Raw genomic sequence first — 21,638 nt, 5'->3', positions numbered from 1 at the left:
CCGTATTGCCGCTTCCCCCTGGAGCAACGTTGAAAACCAAATCCCGCACCAAAAAGGCATCCAAGAAAATGACTTCTGAATCGTCGTCCCCGCGTCGCAAGCGTCAGAGTGGAGTCCGTGGCCGCATCCTCGACATGCTGGCGGATGGCCCGGCCCTCGCGCAGGACATTCTCGACAAGGGCGGATTCTCGCCGGCCTCGCTGTACCTGAACCTGAAGGCGCTGAAGAACGAAGGTGCGGTCGACACCCAGCGCGATGGCCGCGCGGTGCGCTATTTCCTGACCGGCCAGGCGCCGGCGGCGGCCGAAGGTTCCGACGAAGAAGGCGCAGCCGCGCCAGCGCCGAAGAAGCGCGGCCGCAAGCCGGGCTCGGGCAAGAAGGGCAAGACCGCCGCAGCGCCGAAGGCACCGAATGACCTGCGCGATGCGCTCGGCGTGCTGACCGCGCGTCTGGCCCCGATCGACAACGTCAACGAGAAGCTGCTGGTGCTCGGCCAGCTCGCCGGTTCGCTGCCGGGCCCGGTGTCGAAAGTGCTGAACTCGGTGATCGACGACCTCAGCCGCCTGTCCGGCAAGCGCTGAGGCGATGCCGGCAATCCCGCTTCAGGCCCTGATCTTCGACGTTGACGGCACCCTTGCCGACACCGAACGGGATGGCCACCGGATCGCGTTCAACGACGCGTTCCGGGAAGCGGGATTGGACTGGCGTTGGGATGTGCCGCTGTACGGCGAACTGCTCGCCGTCACCGGCGGCAAGGAACGCATCCGTCATTATTTGCAGGGCGCGCATCCATCCCTGCTGATGGAACCCGGGATCGACGCGCGCATTGCGGCGTTGCATCAGGCAAAAACCCGTCATTACGTCGAATTGGTTTCCCGCGGCGGCCTGCCGTTGCGGCCTGGCGTTGCGCGCCTGATTCAGGAAGCCCGTGCCAACGGGCTGCGCCTCGCCATCGCCACCACGACCACGCCGGAGAATGTCAGCGTGCTGCTGAAGCATTCGCTGGCCCCGGACGCGGTGGACTGGTTCGAGGTGATCGGTGCCGGCGACATCGTGCCGGCCAAGAAGCCGGCGCCGGACATCTATCGCTGGGTGCTCGACCAGCTGGGCCTGCCCCCGGAAGCCTGCCTGGCATTCGAAGATTCGGACAACGGCCTGCGGGCATCGCGCGGCGCGGGCCTGGCCACGATCGTGACCGTCAACGACTACACGGTCGACCACGATTTCACCGGTGCCACGGTCGTGCTGAGCGATCTCGGCGAGCCGACGCAGCCGTTCAGGTGTCTGTCAGGCGATGCCGGCAGCGCCGTCTGCGCCGATCTCCGCGCGCTGCGTCACTGGCATTCCACGGCGCGCGGCCGTTGATCCAGCCGTAACAACCGGCGGGTGTGGCGACCCGATCGAACGCTTGCCGCGCCGTTGTAGCCATCCGGCGAATCGCAAAAGTCCGAACCGGGTTGCTGGCCCACGCGCCGGGGCGCGCTTGCTGCGCCCGACGCACGGATTGCCTCACTCGCCGGCCTTTTCCACCGGCAGCCGTTCCAGCGGCTCCGGGGCCTCGGCCAGCCACCAGGCCAGCGTCGTCATCACGGCGACCTGCCGCCGCAGATGGTCCGGCTCGACCTTGTCCAGCGTGTCGGCCGCGGTGTGGTGATAGTCGAAGTAATGCCGGGTGTCGAGCAGCGGCTCGAAACCCGGCACGCCGGCCAGCGACAGCGGCGCGATATCGGCACCCACCGGACGATCGCTGCGCTTCAGCACCGACGCTCCGAACGGTCGCAGCGCGTCGGTCAGCGCCTCGAGTCGCTTGATCGAGCCCAGCGTGACATTGGCATGAAGGCCCAGCGGCAGGCCGGCGCCGGCATCGCTCTCGATCGCGGCGATCTGCTTCTCGATGCTGCCCTTGTTCGCGTCGAAATAGGCGCGGGCACCGCGCGAACCGTTTTCCTCGTTCATGTAGGCGACGAGGCGGATCGTCCGTCGGGCCCGCAGGCCCTGAGACTTGAGGACCGACAGCGCGCCCATCGCCGACGCAACGCCAGCGCCGTCATCGATCGCGCCGGTGCCGAGATCCCAGGAATCGAGATGGCCGGACAGCACTACCACCTCGTCCGGCTTGTCGCGGCCCGGCCAGTCGGCGATGACGTTGTAGCTGTCGGCGTCCGGCAAGGTCTGCGGCGTGACGGTCAGCGTCATCGTCACCGGGCCTTTCGCGGACAGTCGTTCGATCAGCAGCGCATCCTCGACCGTCACCGCGGCCGCCGGAATCTTCGGGCCCTTGTCGTCGAAGCGCGTCGCGCCGGTGTGCGGCAGGCGGAAGCGGGCGCCGCCGACCGAACGCACCAGCATCGCGGCGGCGCCCAGCTTCGCGGCAGCCGCCGGGCCGCGGAAACGTGGCTCGCCGCCCTGCCCGTAGGCCACGCCGGAATGGCCGTTCTCGGCCAGGTTCTGATCGAACGGCACGCTGAGCAGCACGATGCGATCCTTCACGGCGGCGGCCTTGGCCTCCAGTTCGGCGAAGCTGCGGACGACGACGACCTCCCGGGTCAGTCCCTTGGCCGGCGTCGCGCCGGAGCCGCCGAGCGCCGTCAGATCGATCCGCTGCGTCAGGCCCGCCGGCTGACCGGGATAGCCGACCAGCTCCGCGCGTTCCTCGCCGCGCACCCAGTGCGGCACCTTGACCGGCTGCAGGGTGACGGTGGCGCCGAGCGCGCGCATCGCGTCCGCCACCTGCGTCACCGCCGCGGCCGCCTGCTTCGAGCCGGACAGACGCGGGCCGATGGTGTCGGTCAGATCGCTCAGCCGCTCATAGGCGTAGTCGCTCTGCAGCGCAGCGTCGCGCAGCTTCGCGAGCGTGGCCGGATCGACTTCGGGCGTGGCGTCGGCCGCGAATGCGGCGGTGGTGGTCAGGCTGGCAATCAGCAACAGCGAGGCAAACGGACGCATGGCGGGTTCGTCGTGGTGTCGTCAAGGAGTTCGGCGAAGTGTTGAGCAATGCCCGTGCCGCGTAAAGCGCGACGCATCCGATCGCGGATGACGAAGCACCCGGGTGCTTGTCGGATGATCGGAGGGTGCCCGCGCATGCAATCATTCGAAATCGTTTTCAACTTTTTCGAGGAGCGGGTTCGATGTCGGCAGTGATGACCGGTTTCACCAACACCAGTTTCAAGCTTGCCGCGCGGCCGTTCGGGCTGCCGAAGGACAGCGACTGGCTGCGCGAACAGACGCCGGTGCCGGCGCCGGGCGACGGCGAACTGCTGGTCAAGGTCCGTTACATCTCGCTCGATCCGGCGATGCGCGGCTGGATGAACGAGGGCAAGAGCTACATCCGCCCGGTGGCGATCGGCGAAGTGATGCGCGCCGGCGCGCTCGGCGAAGTGATCGCGTCGAACCATCCGGATTTCGCCGTCGGCGACATCGTCGAGGGCATGCTGGGCGTGCAGAAGTACGCAATCTCGAATGGCCGCGGCCTGAGCCGCATCGATCCGACCCTCGCGCCGCTGCCCAGCTTTCTGAATGCGCTCGGCATGCCCGGCATGACCGGCTATTTCGGCCTGCTCGACGTCGGTCAGCCGAAGGCCGGCGAGACCGTGGTGGTGTCGGCAGCGGCCGGAGCGGTCGGTCAGGTCGTCGGCCAGACCGCGAAGATCCTCGGCTGCAAGGTCGTCGGCATCGCCGGCGGACAGGACAAGTGCGATTTCGTCGTCAACGAACTGGGGTTCGACGCCTGCATCGACTACAAGCGCGGGCCGATCTTCCCGGGGCTGGCCAAGCACTGCCCGGAAGGCATCGACGTCTATTTCGACAATGTCGGCGGCGACATTCTCGACGCGGTGATGGCGCGCCTGCGGCTGCACGCCCGCATCGTGCTGTGCGGCGCCATCTCGCAATACAACAACACGACGCCGATCCAGGGCCCGAAGAACTACCTGTCGCTGCTGGTCAACCGGGCGCGGATGCAGGGCATCGTCGTGTTCGACTGGGCCGATCGTTACCCGGAAGCCGTGACGGCGATCAGCGGCTGGATGCGCGAAGGTCGTTACAAGTCGCGCGAGGACATCGTGCCAGGGCTCGACGCCTTTCCGGAGACCCTGCTGAAGCTGTTCCGCGGCGAAAACTTCGGCAAATTGATCATTGAAGTGACGTGATTGGCGGCGTTTCAGCCGGTCCCGCCCGGTCTGGCAGGCCGGCAGCCACCTCTGTATAGTGCGCGGCTCGCTGCGTCTGGTCGCGGACGCGGCTTTTTGCTGCAAGTCACGGAGAGTCACATGAAACAGTCATTCGTCATCAGTGCCGAAACTCGCACGGTGCACGGGAAGGGTGCGAGCCGCCGCCTGCGCCATGAGGGCAAGGTGCCCGCCATCATCTACGGTGGCACGGAAAATCCGCAGTCGATTCAGGTCAGCCACAACGAGCTGATGAAGAGCCTGAAGTTCGAGTCGTTCTACTCGGCGATCCTGAAGGTCGAGATCGACGGCAAGGCCGAGCAGGCCGTGCTGAAGGATCTGCACCGTCACCCGGTGCGCAATGAAGTGATGCACATGGATCTGCAGCGCGTGCTGGCCCACGTGCCGCTGCGCATGCACATCCCGCTGCACTTCAAGGGCGGCGATGTGGCCCCGGGCGTCAAGATCGGCGGCGGTGTCGTCGAACACCAGCAGATCCAGGTCGAAGTCGAGTGCCTGCCGAAGGACCTGCCGGAGTTCATCGAAGTCGACCTGTCGGGTCTGAATGTCAACGAAGCGGTGCATCTGTCGCAGCTGCAGGCGCAGCTGGCCGACGGCGCCACCTTCTATGAACTGAAGCACGGCAACGACATCTCGGTCGCCGCGATCCATCTGCCGCGCCAGTCGGCCGCGGAAGCTGCGACCGAAGCCGCCGAAGCCGCTGCAGCGAAGGCGCCGGCCGCCAAGGGTGGCAAGGCCACCCCGGCTGCCGCCGCGACCAAGACCGCGCCGGCCAAGAAGAAGTAAGGATTGCGGGACGGTCCACGTCCCGGCAGCAACCGACCCGTCCGTTCGCCCGCCGAGCGGACGGGTTTTTCATGATGCGGCAGTGCCGCGCGGAGGGGATCGATGTCGGACCATCGCCTGCGTGCCATCGTCGGCCTCGGCAATCCGGGGGCCGAATACGAGCGCACGCGCCACAACACCGGCTTCTGGTTCGTCGACCTGCTGGCGTCGGCGCATCGCGGCACGTTCCGGATGGAATCGAAGTTCAAGGGCGAGCTGGCGCGCATCCGCATCGGCGGCGACGAGGTCCTGCTGCTGAAGCCGGCCACCTTCATGAACCGCAGCGGCGAAGCGATCCAGCCGCTGGCGGCGTTCTACAAGCTCGCCCCGGAAGACATTCTGGTGGCGCATGACGAACTCGACCTGCCGGTCGGCGCGATGAAGCTCAAGCGCGCCGGCGGTCACGGCGGTCACAACGGGCTGCGCAGCGTTCATCAGCATCTCGGCGAGGCTTACCTGCGGCTGCGGATCGGCATCGGCCATCCGGGCACGAAGGATCAGGTGCTGGGCTACGTGCTCGGGCGCCCGAACGCCGCGGATGACAAGCTGATCCGCGATGGCCTGATCGACGCGATGAACGCCGTTCCGGTCTGGCTCGACCAGACGCTGGAAAAGGCGATGCAGAAGCTGCACAGCGCCGCGCCGGCGCCGGCCAAGGCCCCCCGACCGGAACCCGCATCACCGGCCGCGAAACCGGCGAGCTAGCCGGTCGCCGGTCACGCTACAAAGCCTCTTTCCACGTATCAGCTCGCAGCACTCAAGGATTCGAAATCATGGGCATTCAATGCGGCATCGTCGGTCTCCCGAACGTCGGCAAGTCGACCTTGTTCAACGCGCTGACCAAGGCGCAGATCGCCGCCGAGAACTATCCGTTCTGCACGATCGACCCGAATGTCGGCGTCGTCGGCGTGCCGGACCCGCGCCTCGATGCGCTGGCGAAGATCGTCAAACCGCAGAAGATCCTGCCGGCGACGGTCGAGTTCGTCGACATCGCCGGCCTGGTCGAAGGCGCGGCCGAGGGCAAGGGCAAGGGCAACGCCTTCCTGTCGCACATCCGCGATACCGATGCCATCGCCCATGTCGTGCGCTGCTTCAAGAATGACGACGTGATCCACGTGATGGACAGCGTCGATCCGATCCGCGACATCGAAGTGATCGGCACCGAACTGGCCCTGGCCGATCTCGAACGCGTGACCAAGGCGCTGGAACGCTCGAACAAGCTGGCGAAGTCCGGCAACGCCGATGCCATCGCCCGCAGCGCCTGCCTGAGCCGCGTGCAGGCGCATCTGAACAACGCCGAAGCCGTGCGCAGCATGAGCCTCGACGCCGACGAGCGCGCCATCGTCAAGGAACTGCAGCTGATCACCGCCAAGCCGGGCCTGTACATCGCCAATGTCGACGAGGCCGGTCTCGGCGGCAATGAGTACGTCGAGCGGGTGAAGGCGCTGGCGGCAAAGGAAAACGCCACCGTGGTCGTGGTCTGCGCGCAGATCGAGGCGGAAATCGCGCAGCTCGACGAGGCCGACAAGAAGGACTTCCTCGAATCGCTGGGACTCGACGAGCCGGGCCTGAACCGCGTCATCCGCAGCGCCTATGACCTGCTCGGCCTGCAGACCTATTTCACTGCCGGCGTGCAGGAAGTGCGGGCGTGGACGGTCAAGGTCGGCGCCACCGGGCCGCAGGCAGCTGGCGTCATCCACACCGATTTCGAGCGCGGCTTCATTCGCGCGGAAGTCATCGCCTATGACGATTACATCGCCTACAAGGGCGAGGCGGGCGCCAAGGAAGCCGGCCGTTGGCGGCTGGAAGGCAAGGACTACATCGTCAAGGAAGGCGATGTCATGCACTTCCGCTTCAACGTCTGACGCCATCTCCCTCGGCGTGACCTGAAAAACCCCGCTTCGGCGGGGTTTTTTGTTGGGCGATGGTCAGCGACGCGCCGGGCGCTTTCGCTGCCTTGCGTGCGCGAGACGACCATTCGTCGCCTTCGCGTGCCGGATTTGGTGACGCAAAAACGGCAGATGACCCGTTCATCTTCGGCCGATACCCGCTTGTCGATAGCGCTCAAGATCGGTTTGGCTAGCACGATACAAAGGCCGCGTGCTGTAGAGATTATTTACTACTGCCCGCCCCCGATAAATCTTGACCACCCCCGAATCGTCATGACCCCCACCTGTCTCGCCGGCCGCGACCAGCGCTTGAACAGCGTTGCCGCTTCGACGGGTCAGTCCTCCATGACGTGCCGCGAAGTCTCGATGCCTGCCCCCAGACGCGTCACAAGCGCAAAAGAACCCATTAGGGAGATCGCCATGAGCGCCGCATCCATCCGTATCCAGAGTCTGACACCGCAAGCGACGCTACTGCGCTCGCTGGCGATTTTCCTCGCCTTTTTCCTGACGCTCGGTCAGGCCTTTGCCCAGACGGTCACCTACGCCCGTCCGGTTATCTCGAGCTTCTCGCCTTCGTCCGGCCCGGTCGGCACGGTCGTGACGGTCCGCGGCAGCAAGTTCACCGGCGCCAACTCGGTCCGCATCGGCCAGACCAACGCCACGTTCACCATCGTCAACGACACCACCCTCACCCTGACCGTGCCGGCGAATGCCCCCACCGGTGTGGTGCGCGTGGCGAATCCGTCGTTCTCGACCTCGACCTCGGCGCGGTTCACCGTCACGGCCAGCGCGCCGCAGCCGGTTGCGACCTTTCCGCAGCCGTATCTGGTCAGCCGGGCTCCCGCTTCGGGACCGGTCGGCACCGTCGTCACGATCCGGGGCTCCGGCTTCACCGGCGCCACCGCGGTCTGGCTCGGCGCCGGTCGCGACCTGCCGTTCACCGTGGTCAGCGACACCGAACTTCGCGCCACGGTCACGGCTTCGTCGACCACGGCCGGCTTCGGCATCCTGAATCCGGTCCATGGCGGCTTCTCGCCGGATGTCTTCACGATCACTTCCGGCACGCCCACCGTGCTGACGCCGATCATCAGCAGCTTCCTGCCGGCCAGTGGACCGGTCGGCACGGTCGTCACGCTGACCGGCAGCAACTTCACCGGCGCCACCAGCGTCACCGTCGGCGCTTCGGCGCAGATCCCGGTCACCAACGTCACGGCGACCTCGCTGAGCTTCACCGTGCCGGCCACCGCGACGACCGGCAGCATCCGCGTCTACAACAGCAGCACCAACGGCACGTCGGTGGCGAGCTTCACGGTCACCGTGCCGGCGCCGATTCCGGTTCCGAGCGTGCTGACCTTCTTCCCGCTTTCGGGCCCGGTGGGTACCGTGGTGACCGTCACTGGCCTCGGCTTCACCGGTGCCACGGCAGCCTCGATCGGCAACTCGACCCGCGTCGCCGTCAGCGGCGTCACGGCAACCTCGCTGACCTTCACCGTGCCCGCCGGTGCCGCCAGTGGCCCGGTGCAGGTGCATAACGCCAGCTACAGCGGCAGCTCGCCGCTCAGCTTCACCGTCACCGTGCCGGCCGCCGTCCCGGCGATCACCAGCTTCGCGCCGTCGTCCGGCCCGGTCGGCACCGTCGTCACCGTCACCGGCACCGGCTTCACCGGCGCCAACAGTGTCTCGATCGGCGGCGTCGCCGCGACCGGCGTCACCGTGGCCTCGAACACGTCGCTGAGCTTCACGGTCCCGAATGGCGCCAGCAGCGGCACGATCCGCGTTGCCAACCCGACCAACAACACGACGTCGACGGCCAGCTTCACCGTCACCACGGTCACCGTCCCGCCGGTGCCGCCGGTCACGCCGGTCGGCGCGATGGGCCTCACGGCGGCCTCCCGTCTGCTGACCCAGGGTACCTTCGGCGCCTCGCCGGCCAGCCTCGATGCCGCTGCCGCCCAGAGCTACGACGCCTGGTTCGCCGCGCAGGCCGCCGCGCCGACCAGCCTGATCCTGCCGAGCGTGCCGAACAAGGACGCGCCGTGGGTGCCGACCTGGTGGAAGAACGTGGTCACCGGTCCGGACCAGCTGCGTCAGCGCATGGCCTTCGCACTGTCGGAAATCCTCGTGGTGTCCGATCAGGCCGGTTCGATCATGAACCGCAGCGAGACGATGGCGGCCTACTACGACCTGCTGTCGACCAATGCCCTCGGCAATTACCGCACCCTGCTGGAGCGCGTCACCCTGTCGCCGACCATGGGTCTGTACCTGAACATGTTCCGCAACAACAAGGAGAACCTCGCGACCGGCGTCCATGCCGACCAGAACTACGCTCGCGAAATCATGCAGCTGTTCAGCATCGGTCTGGTACGGCTGAACCTCGATGGCTCCGTGCAGAAAGACGCTGCCGGCGTGCCGCTGCCGACCTACTCGCAGGCCGATGTCGAAGGCATGGCCAAGGTGATGACCGGCTGGGCCTCGGCCCCGGTGACGCAGACCGGCGAAGGCGCCTGGCAGTACGACATCGACTACATCCGTCCGATGGTCGCCTACGAAAGCCACCACGACACCAGCGCCAAGACCATCGTCGGCGGCGTCGTGGTGCCGGCGGGCGGCACCGCCGCGCAGGACCTGCGGATCGCGCTCGACACGCTGTTCAACCACCCGAACGTCGGTCCGTTCATCGCCCTGCGTCTGATCCAGCGCCTGGTGACCTCGAACCCGTCGCCGGCCTACATCGCCCGTGTCGCCACCGTGTTCAACAACAACGGCAGCGGCGTTCGCGGTGACCTGCTGGCGGTGGCCCGGGCGATCCTGACCGATCCGGAAGCGGTGAACCCGGGCGACAACACCGCCGGCAAGCTGCGCGAACCGCTGATCCGCGTGACCAACCTGTGGCGCGCCTTCTCGGCCTCCGACAGCAACGGCAATGTCAGCGAATACGGCCTGATGCTGCAGTCCAGCGACATCTTCGCCCAGTCCGTGCTCAGCTCGCCGAGCGTCTTCAACTTCTTCGCGCCGGACTACCAGCGCAGCGGCCCGCTGAAGTTCGCCGGCCTGCTGGCACCGGAGTTCCAGACCACCAACGAGAACACCTTGGTGCTGACCGCGAACATGCTGCAGCGTCAGGTCTACCAGTACGTCGACAGCAACGGCGTTCGCAACGCCGGCCCGAACGGCTACAGCGAAGCCGGCAATCTCGGCCCGACCAGCGTGCTGCTGAAGACCGCCGCGTGGGAACCGTATGCCGCCAACCCGGCGACGCTGGTCGACCGCCTGAACCTCGTGTTCATGCAGGGCCTGATGCCGGCCGCGATGCGGACCACGCTGATCAACTACGCCTCCGCCATTCCCGCCAGCTCCCCGGCCAGCCGCGTCATCGAAACGACCGACCTGCTGATCAACTCGCCGCAATTCGCCGTCCAGCGCTAATCGCTCAAGGAGACCGAACATGACCCACCAGAACACCCAGAACGCGAACCCGGCCGGCCATGGCCTCAATCGCCGCGATTTCCTGAGCTTCGGCGCCAAGGCAGCCGGTTCCGCCGGCATCCTGGCGACGATGGGCGGCCTGCAGTCCGCCCTCGCCGCCACCGCTGACACCACCGGCTACAAGGCGCTGGTCTGCCTCTACCTCGCCGGCGGCAACAACGGCTTCAACATGATCGTGCCGACCACGGCGGCCGGATACTCGACCTACCAGCGCAGCCGCAGCAACCTGGCACTGGCCCAGAGTTCGCTGCTGCCGCTGACCGGCACCGCAAGCGACGGCTACAGCTACGGCCTGCACGGCAACTGCCCGGAACTGGCCAGTCTGTTCAACAGCGGCCGCATGGCGATCCTCGGCAACGTCGGCACGCTGGTGCAGCCGACGACGACGGCGCAGGCCGCCGGCGGCCAGGTGCCGCTGCCGCTGCAGCTGTTCTCGCATTCCGATCAGCAGACGGCGTGGTGGACCAGCATCGCCAACCGGTCGGAGCGTTTCGGCTGGGCCGGCCGCGTGGCCGACCTGTACGCCAGCCAGGGCTATCGCTCGCAGCTGTCGATGAACATCAATGTCGGCGGCGCCAACTACTGGCAGGAAGGCGCGGTGGTCAACCCGTACGTGCTCGGCACCGGCGGCGCGCCGACGCTGCTGTCGACGGCCGACACCTTCTACCGCGGCGGCCTGCGCCGTGCGGCCTCGCAGGACCTGCTGAACCAGTCGCTCGGCAATGCCAACATGCTGGTGGCCGAGTACGGTTCGATCGAAGCCAACGCCGCGTCGAAAGTCGGCATCGTCAATACCGCCCTCAACGCGGCCGGCGCCGTCGCCACGCCGTTTCCGGTGTTCCCCGGCGACAATGGCCTCGGCTACCAGTTCCGCGCGGTCGCCAACTGCATCAAGGCGCGTTCGCAGCTCGGCGACAGCCGGCAGATCTTCTTCGTCCGCCTTGGCGGCTTCGATACCCACAACAACGAGCTGGGCGGTCAGGCGGCGCTGCTGAACATGGTGTCGAAGAACGTCGCGGCATTCTGGGCGGCGATGGGCGAGATCGGCCTGCAGAACAATGTCACGCTGTTCAGTGCATCGGACTTCGGCCGCTCGCTCGGCTCCAACGGCGACGGCTCCGACCACGCCTGGGGCAACCACCATTTCATCCTCGGTGGTGCCGTGAAGCCGGGCTGGTACGGCCAGATGCCGAATCTGGCGATCGGCGGCCCGAACGACATGGGCGCCGGCCGCATCGTGCCGACGACCTCCACCGACCAGTACTCGGCCACGCTCGCACGCTGGTTCGGGGTCGCCGACAGTGATCTGACCACCGTGTTCCCGAACCTCGGGAACTTCCCGACCCGGACGCTCGGCTTCCTGTGATCACGCGCTGAAGCAGGGAACCCGAAACCGCCCGGCATCCCGCCGGGCGGTTTTTTCATGTCCGGCCCGGCTTCCGCATGATGGCCGGACGGCCCTCCACGACCGCCGAACGGTTGCGCCAGACGCTCGGCCCCGCCGATAGCCTGTGATGAGCCTTCTTTCTCCCGACAATCGCCCCGCCACGTCGTACGCGAGCCTGATCGAGCGCCTCAAGGCCTGGTCCTGCGAGCCCTGCGCCGCGCTGTTCTACATTGACCTGCGGCAGCTGCGCTCGATCAACCGGATCGCCGGCTCGATCGAAGGCGACGCCGTGATCTCGCAGGTCGAAGCGCTGCTGCGCGACTGGGTCGGCCGGCTCGGACTGTCGGCCCGGCTGTGGAGCAATGAATTCATCGCCGCCCGCGTCATCGACCACACCCAGAGCGCGATCGACGACGCCACCGAACTGCGCGATCGCCTGTCGACGCTGCGCTTCCACGGCCCGCTGGGCGAAAACCCGGTCGCGGTGTCGATCGGCGTCACCGTCGTCCGGCCGGGCGTCGACTGGCCGGCGGCACTGGCCGAGGCCGGCGATGCCTGCGAGGCGAGCAAGCGGCGTGGCCTGAACCAGGTCAGCTGCCACGGCCCGAGCAACACCTTCGCCACGCGGCCGACGGTCAACGCCGGCGATGTCACGGTGTTCCGCAAGCTGATGGCCCGCGGCCAGCTGTCGCTGCATCCGCAGCCGATCATGGACATCCGCAACGGCGAGTCGCGCCTGCGCAAGGCCGAATTCCTGCTGCGGATGGAACGGAACGGCGTCTACATGCCGGTGCCGGCCGGCACCATCGAAACGCTCGAATACTTCGGCCTCGTGGGCGAACTGGACCGCTTCTCGTCCACCTTCATCCTCGACTGGCTGGCCGACAACCGCAGCGCGCTCGACCACCTGCACAGCGTCTCGATCAACCTGTCGGCCCGCTCGATCGTCGACGGCCGGTTCATGGATGATCTGCTTCGGGAGGTCAAGAATGCCGCGCTGCCGGCCGGCAAGCTGTATTTCGAGATCACCGAAACCGCGGCGATCGAGAATCTGGAAGTCGCGGCCGACGTCATCCGCGCCTTCCGCGCCATCGGCTGCGGCTTCAGCCTCGACGATTTCGGCTCCGGCCTGTGCTCGTTCGGCTACCTGCAGTCGCTGCCGGTGGACGAGGTCAAGATCGACGGCTGCTTCATCAAGGAAGTGGCGCAGGGCGGCGCCTCGCAGGAAATCGTCCGCGCGATCAATCAGGTCGCCCATGCCACCGGCAAGCGCACGATTGCCGAGTTCGTCGACGACGCCCGCAAGCTCGCCGCGCTGCAGGACATCGGCATCGACTACGCCCAGGGCTGGCTGTTCTACCCGACGGTGCCGCCGGAAAAGTTCCTGCAACTGCTCGACGCCCGGCACTGACCGCGTCGGCGCTCGCCGAACGCGGGCCGCCGGCCCGGTTCGCGAGCGCGCCCGACTGCCCGCCACGGGCATGCGCAGGCCCATCGACGCCTGCCGACAACGCCATTCCATTCAATGGCTTGTCGTGACTTTCAATTTCGTTTGAGTTCCGTTTGAAATCCGTGAGGACTCCTGAAGGCAGGGGTCCCAGTGTGGCGGCAGGTTTTCCGGAGCTGATCCGCCATGCCGCTGCCCGCCTCTTCTGGCCCCACCCCGCCGCCGTCGGCCTCGTCGCCGAGCCCTTCATCGACCCCGTTCGAGCGCAGCGTCGTCGATGGCGACGTGCTTCGAACCAACGCCTGGCTGCGGATCGATCTGGTCGCCCTCGCCGCCGAACACGGTACCGCCAACGCCGCCGTGCTCGCCGACGAACTGGCCCGGATCCACACCGCCCGCGCCGCGCAGGAACGCCGCCTTTATCTTGCCCGTGAAGCGACCGGCCGGCTGATCGGCTTCGTGCTGACCCGCTGGCAGCCGCTGGTGCTGGCCGGCAAGTCGATTCCGGCCGTGCAGGTCGTACTCACCGTGGCCGCGGCCGGCCCGGCGGGCGTCCCGGTCATCGCCGGCCTGCTCGACGATTGCCGTGACGAACTCGCGTCCCAGCATCGTCAGCCGAGCCAGCCGCCGATCCTGTGGGCTGCGGCACGATCGCCGCTCGATTTCCTGAATCTGGCCAGCCACCTCGACCAGACCGAGCCGCGCTACGACGGCAGCTATTCGCTGCGCGGCGACCGCATCGTCCGCGCCATTCGGGAGCAGCTCGGCGTGGGCCTCGGCGACGCCGACGATCACCCGTTCGTGCTGCGCGGCGATGCCGGCGAGCCCGCACCGGGCGTCCGCTCCGCGCCGTCGGGCGCGGCCCGCTACTCGCTGTTCGAACAGCTCGGCGTCGACGGCAGTCGCGCCGATCGCCTGATCGTCATCGCCAGCCCGCCGCTGACCCGAGCCAGCCGCGTGCGGCCCGAGCAAGCACGTGCGGGGAATCCCGCCGCGCCAGCCGCCGCCGATACCAGCCACCGCCGCACCGTCCATCCGCTGTCCACCGCCCAGGAGTCTCACCGATGAACCCTCTGCACGCCGATCCCGCCACGGCCGTGGTCGTCCTGCTGATCCTTGCCGGCTATGCCAGCTGGGGCTGGGGCGCCCGCCACTTCTTCACCAAGCCCACCGGCACCAATTCCGGCATCGACGCGATCTACCTGCTGAGCAATCTGCTGGGCCTGTACGTGCTCGCCGGGCTGCCAGTGCTCGGGGTGGCGTCGTCCGGCCATTTCGCGGCCGCCGCGATCCTGCTGGGCCTGAGCCTGTCGCTGTTCTGGTGGGCGATCGCCGCCAACCGCCGCAAGCCGCTGTCGTTCGCGTTTTCCGAGGATCTGCCGGAACACCTCGTCGCGGAAGGGCCGTACCGCTACATCCGCCACCCGTTCTACACCTCGTACCTGCTGACCTGGCTCGCTGCCGGCGTTGCCACCGGCAGCGCCTTCATGGCCCTGCCGTTCGCGGTGATGGCGCCGATGTACTTCACCGCCGCCCGCGTCGAGGAACGCAAGTTCAGCAGCACCGCGCTAAACCGCGATTACGACCGCTACCGCGCCGGCACCGGCATGTTCCTGCCGTGGCCGTTCAGCAGCCGCGCCTCGTGATCCCGCTGGACCCTGCTTGAACCCAGCTCGATGCACGCAGCCCGGATGGTCAGGGGCGCGTCGCCGAGACCCGGAACGGATGCCGGAACGCCTCACTGCCATGCACATCTATTCGGGGTTCCCATGTCTCTCAAGATCGCTGTCGCCGAAACCGAAGCCGAGCGCGAAGCCTGCTACCGCCTGCGCTACGACGTGAACATCAACGCCGGCAAGCAGGGCAGTTTCCTGTGTCATCACTCGCGCCGCGTGGTCGATGAACTGGACGAGATCGCGACCATCTACTACGCCGCCGAAGACGACCGGATCATCGCGACGATGCGCACCGTGTTCGGCCGCGACGCGGTGCCGGATCGCTACCGCGACTGGTTCCAGACCGACCTGCTGCACGACATTCCGCGCAACGAACTGTCGTTCACGTCGCGTCTGGTCATCTGCGAAAGCCATCGCAACTCGATGGCGCTGCGCCTGCTGCTCGGTGCCAACTACTACACCGGCCGACGCAACGGCGCGCTGATCGATCTGATGCATTGCGCGCCGGCGCTGATCCCGATGTACGAAAAGATGGGCTACCAGTGCTATGCCCGCGGCATCGCCCATACCGATGTCGGCAGCCATGTGCCGATGCTGCTGCTGTCGGACGATGCCGTGCGCCTCAAACGCCTCGGCTCACCGTTCGGCTTCTGGGCCGAGGAGTTTCCGGTCAGTGACGCCCGTACCGCCTGGTTCACCCGCCGCTTTCCGGAATTCGCCGGCGGCATGAGCACGTCGCTGAGTCCGGTCGACGGCTTCATCGCGCGAATCAAGGCGGCCCTCGCAGCCGATACCGGCGTCGGTCCGGCGGCCTCCCCGGCCGACGTTGCCGCCAGCCGCATCGGCAGGGAACTGGCCGCGGGCCTCGCCAGCGGCGAGCGCCCGTTCAAGCGTGCCACCCGCCTGCTGTGCCGTCGTGGTGACATCGCCGCCAACAGCGACGAGGCCTTCGCCGACCTGCTGATCCAGATCAGCGGCAGCAGCACGCTCGTCGCCAACGCCACCAGCCACCGTCTGAACATGACCGCCCACAGCGGCACGACCGTCATCGACCAGTTCGTCGACCGCCCGAAGCACGAGCAACTGCTGCTGCGCTGCACGGCCGACAGCGAGTTCCTGGTGATCCCGGGCAAGGAACTCGCGCGTCGCAAGCCGCAGCCGGCAGCGGATGGCGAGGAGTCCGCTCGGGCGGCCTGAACGGCTTTTCGATCAATGGCTTGCGCTTCGCAAAACGTCGTTAGGAATTCGTTAGAAATTGAATGGACATCCGTTGAGACCGTGGCGGCGCAATCGCCGACCGTCTCGGCACACCGAGCCACCCGGCACGGTCTGCCGGGACGACGAGCCCGGCGCCACATCTCATCAGGGATCACACCATGAAAAAGAGTTCTACCTGCATCCGCACCGCCGTCGTGATCGGCGTGGTCGGCGCGGCAACGCTGCCGCCGACGTTCGCCGCCACCGGATCGAAAGCTGTCGGCACCCTGGCCCCCAAGGTCGTGATCGCCGCGACCTGCGCGGATCTGCGCAGTGCGGCATTCGCGTCCGGAGAAGGCAATCTGGAGAAGCTGCGCGCGGATGCGCTGGCATCGGCCAATCAGGCGATGAACAAGGCCGTCGCCGACGAACGCGCGGCGGCGACGCCGGAGGCGCGGGCCAGCGCTGCATCGGCCCGGAAGTTTGCCGAGAAGGCGGTGGAAGCCGCCAACGCCTTGCCGATCGTCACCGGCAAGTCGGCGAGCGTGAAGGCCGCGGAAGCCAACATGCTTGCCGCCAAGACCGACGATGAAAAGCTGGCCGCGCACCGGGCGCTGAAAGCCGCCGAATCCGCGTCCGACGCCAATCCGGCCGATCCCTCCAAGGCGGGCGCGGCCGAGGCCATGATGGCGGCCTCGGCCGAACCGACCGTCCGCGACGGCATGATGGTCGGCGAGATGCTGAAGGAGTCTGCCGGTGAGGTCGCCATTCTGGACAAGTCGATGGAAGCGCTGCGCTCGGCATGGGATGCGCTCGGCCCGTACCCGGATTCGCACATCGGCAATCGAGACTACGCGGCCGAACGCGACCTGGTGAAGGCTCGCGAGAAGTTGGCCGACTGCGCGCTCGAAGCGTTCGAAGGCGCGTACGCGCATTACGAGATTCTTCAGAAGGTGGCGGCCAAGGATGCGTTGACCCGGACGGCCCTCGCCCGCTTCCGTGAACTGAAGCGCGACTATCTGTACATCGCGCAGCGCGAGGTCTACGACAAGGCGCAGCTGGCGATCTATGCCGGCCCGAGCCTGTCGCTGAACGGCGACGACAAGTTCAAGACCGGCGTCGAGGCCGCCGTGGCGTTCGAAGGGGGTGCCGGCTCGCTGCTCGGCGTCGGACGCGTGTTCACCGACATCACCTACCGCACCAAGGGCAGTGTCGATGTCGCCTCACGCGCCAATGCGACGGGTGCGGTGCCGCCCCCGAACGCGAACGACCTGTTCCGCTCGGACAAGGGCTACCTGCGCTTCAATGTCGGCGCCTCGACCAAGATCAGCTCCGATGACCGCTATGCGCTGTTCACCGTCGCCGGCGTCAGCACCATTCCCGGTGTCGGCGGCGATTTCCCGCAGGCACTGCGGCCGCGCTACGGCCTCGGCATTCGCGGTCAGACGTTTCTGTCCGACGGGGCCTACTCGCGCCTGTCCCTCAGCGTGGCGCATGACGAATACTGGCGGCAGCCGCAGGGTGCGAACGCCACGAACATCGTCAACGCGTATGAGCGTGGCGTGATCGAGGCGCTGGTCCTGCTGCCGAATGCCGGCAGCAGCGGTGTCGCCACGTCGGCCCGTCTGACGCTCGACACGCCGCTCGATGGCAAGGGCCCGTCGGAAGTGCGACTGTCGGTGCTCGCGGCATTCAGTTTCGAGGACTTCTTCAAGAAGATTCTCGCCGCCGGCGTCGCCACGCCGAAGTAGCACACGGTGTCCCCGTCGCTGGCCTGGCACGACCGCTCGTCGTCCGGGCCAGCGACGCGGTTCAAGCCCCGCCAGCGCCGACTCGCGCGGGCAGACCCCGGCTGGCCTCGCGCCGGCGCGACGCTGACCGTCTCAGCGCATCGAATCCACCCGGCCGCTCACGGCGCGGTAGGCACCGCATCGATCACGGCGGCGCTGCGCACGACGGCTTCGGCATTGCCATCCAGCGCGATCACGCGCGGAATCGCCATCATCAGCTGGACCATCGCGGTCCGCGACGGAACCGGGCTGATGATCACGGTCTTGACCAGTCGACGCAGCTCGGTCATCGCGAGGTCGTTGACGGTGTAGTGCTGGTCGAGATTCATCATCCGCATCGACCAGTTCGGGAACCGGCGTTCATGCACGAGGCCGCGATACAGCGTGCGGAACTCGCCATGCCGATCGTCGACGAGGATCCGCTCGACCAGGTCCAGCACCGGATCGCGCGCGCCTTCCAGCACCTGCACGAAGTGGTCGCCGATGACCATCAGCACGCCGGTGATACCGGTCTCGCTGTTGCGCCGGGCGAAGTGGCGGCACATCACGTCCAGCTCGGCGACATCGAACGAGCGCGAGAAGCGGCTCATGTACACATGGGTGGTCAGCATGATCGGTTTCCGGTGACGTTCGAGGACGACGGGACGCAGGGCTCGTGACAGCCTTGGCCATCACCGCCAGAGCGGTGGCGGCCAATGATTCAGAACAGTTCGACCGCGCCGGCCTGCATCGACAGCTGGGCCACCGGCTTGTGTGCCGGGATGCGCCAGTCGTTCGCCGCGGGCGGCACCGCGGCCGGCGGTGGCGGCGGCACGGCAGCCGGAGCAACGCGCGGCGCGCTGTAGGCCGCAGGCGGCGGCGTCGGCACGTGATAGGTCGGCGACGGCAGTGCTTCGTTGACCAGCACCGCCTGCAGGCTTTCGGTCTCGTCGCCGATCTGGCGCAGATGGCCGACATGAACCAGCGCCGAACCGAGCGCCTGGGTCGCGATGTCCTCGAACTGCAGGCAGCGAACGGCCTGACCGACCGCGATGTTGATCTGCTCGCCGGCCAGCGAGGCTTCGCGGGCGCTGGTGGCGACCGCGGCGTTGATCTCCTCGACCTGCGACATCAGCCGGCCGACCTCGTTCTTGGCATGGACGCTGGCGCCCATGTCGCGCGTGGCCATCTCGCCAACCGCTTCGCGGACCTTGGCGATGGCGTCCTTCGAACTGAACACGAGCTTGCGAATCTGCTCGTTGAAGCTGGTGGACCGTTCCGACAGGTTGCGCACTTCCTCGGCCACCACCGCGAAGCCGCGGCCGGCTTCACCGGCGCGGGCCGCTTCGATCGCCGCGTTCAGCGCCAGCAGGTTGGTCTGATCGGCGATGGTCTTGACGTCGCCGAGCAGCTCGAAGATCGCGTCCAGATGCTTGACCATGGCGTCGATGTGCTGGACCGAGTTCGCGCTCTGCCGCGACACGCCGGCGAGGATGTCGACGAGGCCTTCCATCAGCTGGCTCGCGGTGCGGGCGAAGTACTGCACGTCCACCCCGCCGCCACCGGCACCGCCTTCGGCCCGGCTCAGGATGCGGCCGACCGCCGCTTCCTGCGCGCGGGACTGCTTGTTCATCTGCTCGAACGCCTGCCCCAGCGTGCGCACGGCTTCGGAGATCAGCGTGCGGACGCGTTCGACCTCGTTCTGCACGCCGACCGATTCATTGACCAACCCGCCGCGCAGTTCCTCGAGCAGGCGGCGATGGTGCTGCAGCTGCGTGTCGTGGCGCTCGGCCAGATGGCGCCCGGCGTCGCTCGTGCGCCGCGTCATCCAGCCGAACGTACCCCAGCCGGCCAGCGCCGCGGCGATGCCGATCCAGGCCAGCGCACCCGAGGCGCCGGCCAGTTGCACCGCCAGCAAGACCACCGTTCCCGCCAGCGGCAGGACCCAGGGTTTCTGATTGATCGTGTTCATGTTGTTGTCCAGTTCGCGAAGAAGATCGGGGAGTGAATCGGTGCAGCGGGGGTCGGGTCGGTGTCTCGTCGGGCTATCGGCAGCGGGCGATGCTGATGAAGGGCATTGACGGGCTCAGGCCGCCCGCTTGTCGGCGGCGCAGAGGTTCAGCAATTCGGCGGCGATGTTGTCCAGCTTGATGGCGCGATCGGCCGCGCCCATCTTGTAGGCGGCGCCCGGCATGCCCCAGACCACGCTCGAGGCCTCGTCCTGCACGATGGTGTGCGCGCCGCTCTTGAGCATTTCGAGCAGGCCGCGGGCACCGTCGTCGCCCATGCCGGTCAGGATGCAGCCGACGGCGTTGGCGCCGGCGAAGCGCGCCACCGACTTGAACAGCACGTCGACGCTCGGCCGGTGGCGGTTTTCCGGCGGCGCATCGGTCAGCTTGGTGACGTAGCGTGCGCCGCTGCGGGTGACTTCCAGATGCCGGTCGCCCGGCGCGATGTAGACGTGCCCCGGCACGATCTGCTGGCCGTCACGCGCCTCGCACACCGACATCGCCGACGAGCGATCCATGCGGGCCGCGAACGGCCCCGAGAACATCGCCGGAATGTGCTGGGTGATGACGATGGCCGGGGCATCGGCCGGCATCCGCTCCAGCACTTCCTTGATCGCCTCGGTGCCGCCGGTGGAGGCGCCGATCGCGATCAGGCGCTCGGTCGTGCGATAGCGATTGCCGACGCTGGCCAGCGGTCCCTTCGACGGCTGGCGCGGAAATGCGGGTGCGCGGACATGGCTGCGCGCCGCGGATTTCACCTTGGCGATCAGGTCCGCGGTGTAGCTGCGCATGCCGGCGGCGAGATCGATCTTCGGCTTGGTGACGAAGTCGACGGCGCCCAGCTCCATCGCCTGCAAGGTGACTTCCGCGCCCTTTTCAGTCAGCGACGACACCATCACCACCGGCATCGGCCGCAGCCGCATCAGGTTCTCGAGGAAGGTCAGGCCATCCATCTTCGGCATCTCGACATCGAGCGTCAGCACGTCGGGGTTCAGGGCCTTGATCAGGTCGCGCGCGACGAATGGATCGGGTGCGGCACCGACGACTTCGAGTTCGCGGTCGCCGGACATGATCTCGGTCAGCAGCTGCCGCATCAGCGCGGAGTCGTCGACGATCAGGACCTTGATGATCTTGCTGGGCATCAGAAAAGCTCCACGGAGCCTGCGGTGGGGGATTCGGCGAGCTTGTGCCGGTACAGGCTTTCGCTGGCCAAAACCTCGGTGTCGTTGGCCGAAGCCAGGCGCTTGACCAGCACGCGGCCGGTCAGCGGGAAGTAATGCACGCGTCTCGGGCAGGTGTCGTACAAGTCCTGTGCCGCCACGCCCAGTCCCTCGGTCTGCAGGTAGCGCAGCACGAATTGGCCGTTGCGCTTGCCGACGTTGGACACGGTAAAGCCGGCCAGCACCGCGCCGCCGCCGAAGACCTTGCATTCGAGCCGGTTGCGCGCCGCGCCGCGCTTCAGCAGCTCGTTGATCAGCACTTCCATCGCGTACGAGCCGTAGCGCGCGCTCTCGTTGGCCACGCCGCCGTTCTCAAGGTCCGGCAGCATGAAATGGTTCATGCCGCCGACGCCGGCCAGCGGGTCACGGATGCAGGCCGACACGCAGGAGCCGAGCACGGTCACCAGCATCACGTCGCGATCGGTGACGATGTACTCGCCCGGCAGCACCTTCATCGCGTGGGCGTTGAACTTCGGGTCGAAGTAGGTCGTCGGTGCGGCGATCTGCTGCACCTTCTCGCGAACCTTGCGGATCGAATACACGGCG

At 67.3% G+C, this 21,638-nt stretch carries 18 protein-coding genes; 13 read left to right on the top strand and 5 right to left on the bottom strand.

Features of this window, described 5'->3' with window-relative positions:
- The first annotated feature begins 68 nt into the window (after positions 1 to 68).
- Positions 69 to 581 (top strand): helix-turn-helix domain-containing protein, encoded by a 513-nt coding sequence (locus tag QZ951_RS06810; protein ID WP_292999783.1) that lies wholly within the window; start codon positions 69 to 71, stop codon positions 579 to 581.
- A gap of 4 nt (positions 582 to 585) precedes the next feature.
- Positions 586 to 1,365 carry an HAD family hydrolase gene (locus tag QZ951_RS06805; RefSeq protein WP_292999782.1) on the top strand — a complete coding sequence of 260 codons (780 nt, stop codon included), beginning with the start codon at positions 586 to 588 and terminating at the stop codon, positions 1,363 to 1,365.
- A 144-nt stretch (positions 1,366 to 1,509) separates the two neighbouring features.
- Here QZ951_RS06805 and QZ951_RS06800 read toward each other — a convergent pair whose 3' ends face one another.
- Positions 1,510 to 2,946 carry a M20/M25/M40 family metallo-hydrolase gene (locus QZ951_RS06800; RefSeq protein WP_292999781.1) on the bottom strand — a complete coding sequence of 479 codons (1,437 nt, stop codon included), beginning with the start codon at positions 2,944 to 2,946 and terminating at the stop codon, positions 1,510 to 1,512.
- 182 nt (positions 2,947 to 3,128) lie between these two features.
- Between QZ951_RS06800 and QZ951_RS06795 the strand changes: the two genes are divergently transcribed.
- From QZ951_RS06795 to QZ951_RS06745, 11 genes are all read left to right on the top strand, one after another.
- Complete coding sequence (locus tag QZ951_RS06795) at positions 3,129 to 4,148, top strand: NADP-dependent oxidoreductase (RefSeq protein WP_292999780.1); 1,020 nt, start codon at positions 3,129 to 3,131, stop codon at positions 4,146 to 4,148.
- Positions 4,149 to 4,268: 120 nt separating this feature from the next.
- Entirely contained in the window at positions 4,269 to 4,973 is a 705-nt protein-coding gene (locus QZ951_RS06790) for a 50S ribosomal protein L25/general stress protein Ctc (protein WP_292999779.1), read from the top strand.
- A 102-nt stretch (positions 4,974 to 5,075) separates the two neighbouring features.
- A complete protein-coding gene (gene pth, locus QZ951_RS06785) occupies positions 5,076 to 5,717 on the top strand; it encodes an aminoacyl-tRNA hydrolase (RefSeq protein ID WP_292999778.1) in 642 nt (213 codons plus the stop codon).
- A gap of 68 nt (positions 5,718 to 5,785) precedes the next feature.
- Positions 5,786 to 6,877 (top strand): redox-regulated ATPase YchF, encoded by a 1,092-nt coding sequence (ychF, locus tag QZ951_RS06780; protein WP_292999777.1) that lies wholly within the window; start codon positions 5,786 to 5,788, stop codon positions 6,875 to 6,877.
- Positions 6,878 to 7,321: 444 nt separating this feature from the next.
- Positions 7,322 to 10,327, top strand: a complete 3,006-nt coding sequence (locus QZ951_RS06775; RefSeq protein ID WP_292999776.1) for a DUF1800 family protein — start codon at positions 7,322 to 7,324, stop codon at positions 10,325 to 10,327.
- A gap of 19 nt (positions 10,328 to 10,346) precedes the next feature.
- Positions 10,347 to 11,753 (top strand): DUF1501 domain-containing protein, encoded by a 1,407-nt coding sequence (locus QZ951_RS06770; RefSeq protein WP_292999775.1) that lies wholly within the window; start codon positions 10,347 to 10,349, stop codon positions 11,751 to 11,753.
- A gap of 148 nt (positions 11,754 to 11,901) precedes the next feature.
- Positions 11,902 to 13,185: an EAL domain-containing protein gene (locus QZ951_RS06765; protein ID WP_292999774.1), complete on the top strand. Its 1,284-nt coding sequence runs from the start codon at positions 11,902 to 11,904 to the stop codon at positions 13,183 to 13,185.
- A gap of 222 nt (positions 13,186 to 13,407) precedes the next feature.
- Positions 13,408 to 14,289, top strand: coding sequence for a hypothetical protein (locus QZ951_RS06760; protein ID WP_292999773.1), 882 nt, complete (start codon positions 13,408 to 13,410; stop codon positions 14,287 to 14,289).
- On the top strand, positions 14,286 to 14,867 hold the full coding sequence (locus tag QZ951_RS06755; RefSeq protein WP_292999772.1) for a methyltransferase: 582 nt from the start codon (positions 14,286 to 14,288) through the stop codon (positions 14,865 to 14,867). Before QZ951_RS06760 ends, QZ951_RS06755 begins: the two co-directional genes overlap by 4 nt.
- 123 nt (positions 14,868 to 14,990) lie before the next feature.
- Positions 14,991 to 16,094 (top strand): hypothetical protein, encoded by a 1,104-nt coding sequence (locus QZ951_RS06750; protein WP_292999771.1) that lies wholly within the window; start codon positions 14,991 to 14,993, stop codon positions 16,092 to 16,094.
- 179 nt (positions 16,095 to 16,273) lie between these two features.
- Positions 16,274 to 17,845 (top strand): hypothetical protein, encoded by a 1,572-nt coding sequence (locus QZ951_RS06745; RefSeq protein WP_292999770.1) that lies wholly within the window; start codon positions 16,274 to 16,276, stop codon positions 17,843 to 17,845.
- Between the two features lie 158 nt (positions 17,846 to 18,003).
- On the opposite strand, the gene QZ951_RS06740 is transcribed toward QZ951_RS06745, so the two are convergent.
- From QZ951_RS06740 to cheD, 4 genes are all read right to left on the bottom strand, one after another.
- Complete coding sequence (locus QZ951_RS06740) at positions 18,004 to 18,495, bottom strand: BLUF domain-containing protein (protein ID WP_292999769.1); 492 nt, start codon at positions 18,493 to 18,495, stop codon at positions 18,004 to 18,006.
- A gap of 89 nt (positions 18,496 to 18,584) precedes the next feature.
- Positions 18,585 to 19,835, bottom strand: coding sequence for a methyl-accepting chemotaxis protein (locus QZ951_RS06735; protein ID WP_292999768.1), 1,251 nt, complete (start codon positions 19,833 to 19,835; stop codon positions 18,585 to 18,587).
- A 114-nt stretch (positions 19,836 to 19,949) separates the two neighbouring features.
- Entirely contained in the window at positions 19,950 to 21,014 is a 1,065-nt protein-coding gene (locus tag QZ951_RS06730; RefSeq protein ID WP_292999767.1) for a chemotaxis response regulator protein-glutamate methylesterase, read from the bottom strand.
- Positions 21,014 to 21,634, bottom strand: coding sequence for a chemoreceptor glutamine deamidase CheD (cheD, locus tag QZ951_RS06725; protein ID WP_292999766.1), 621 nt, complete (start codon positions 21,632 to 21,634; stop codon positions 21,014 to 21,016). Before cheD ends, QZ951_RS06730 begins: the two co-directional genes overlap by 1 nt.
- Positions 21,635 to 21,638 lie beyond the last annotated feature (4 nt).

The organism is Nevskia sp. (assembly GCF_021732705.1).
In the GTDB taxonomy this organism is placed as follows: domain Bacteria; phylum Pseudomonadota; class Gammaproteobacteria; order Nevskiales; family Nevskiaceae; genus Nevskia.
This window is presented reverse-complemented; position numbering and strand designations above follow the sequence as displayed.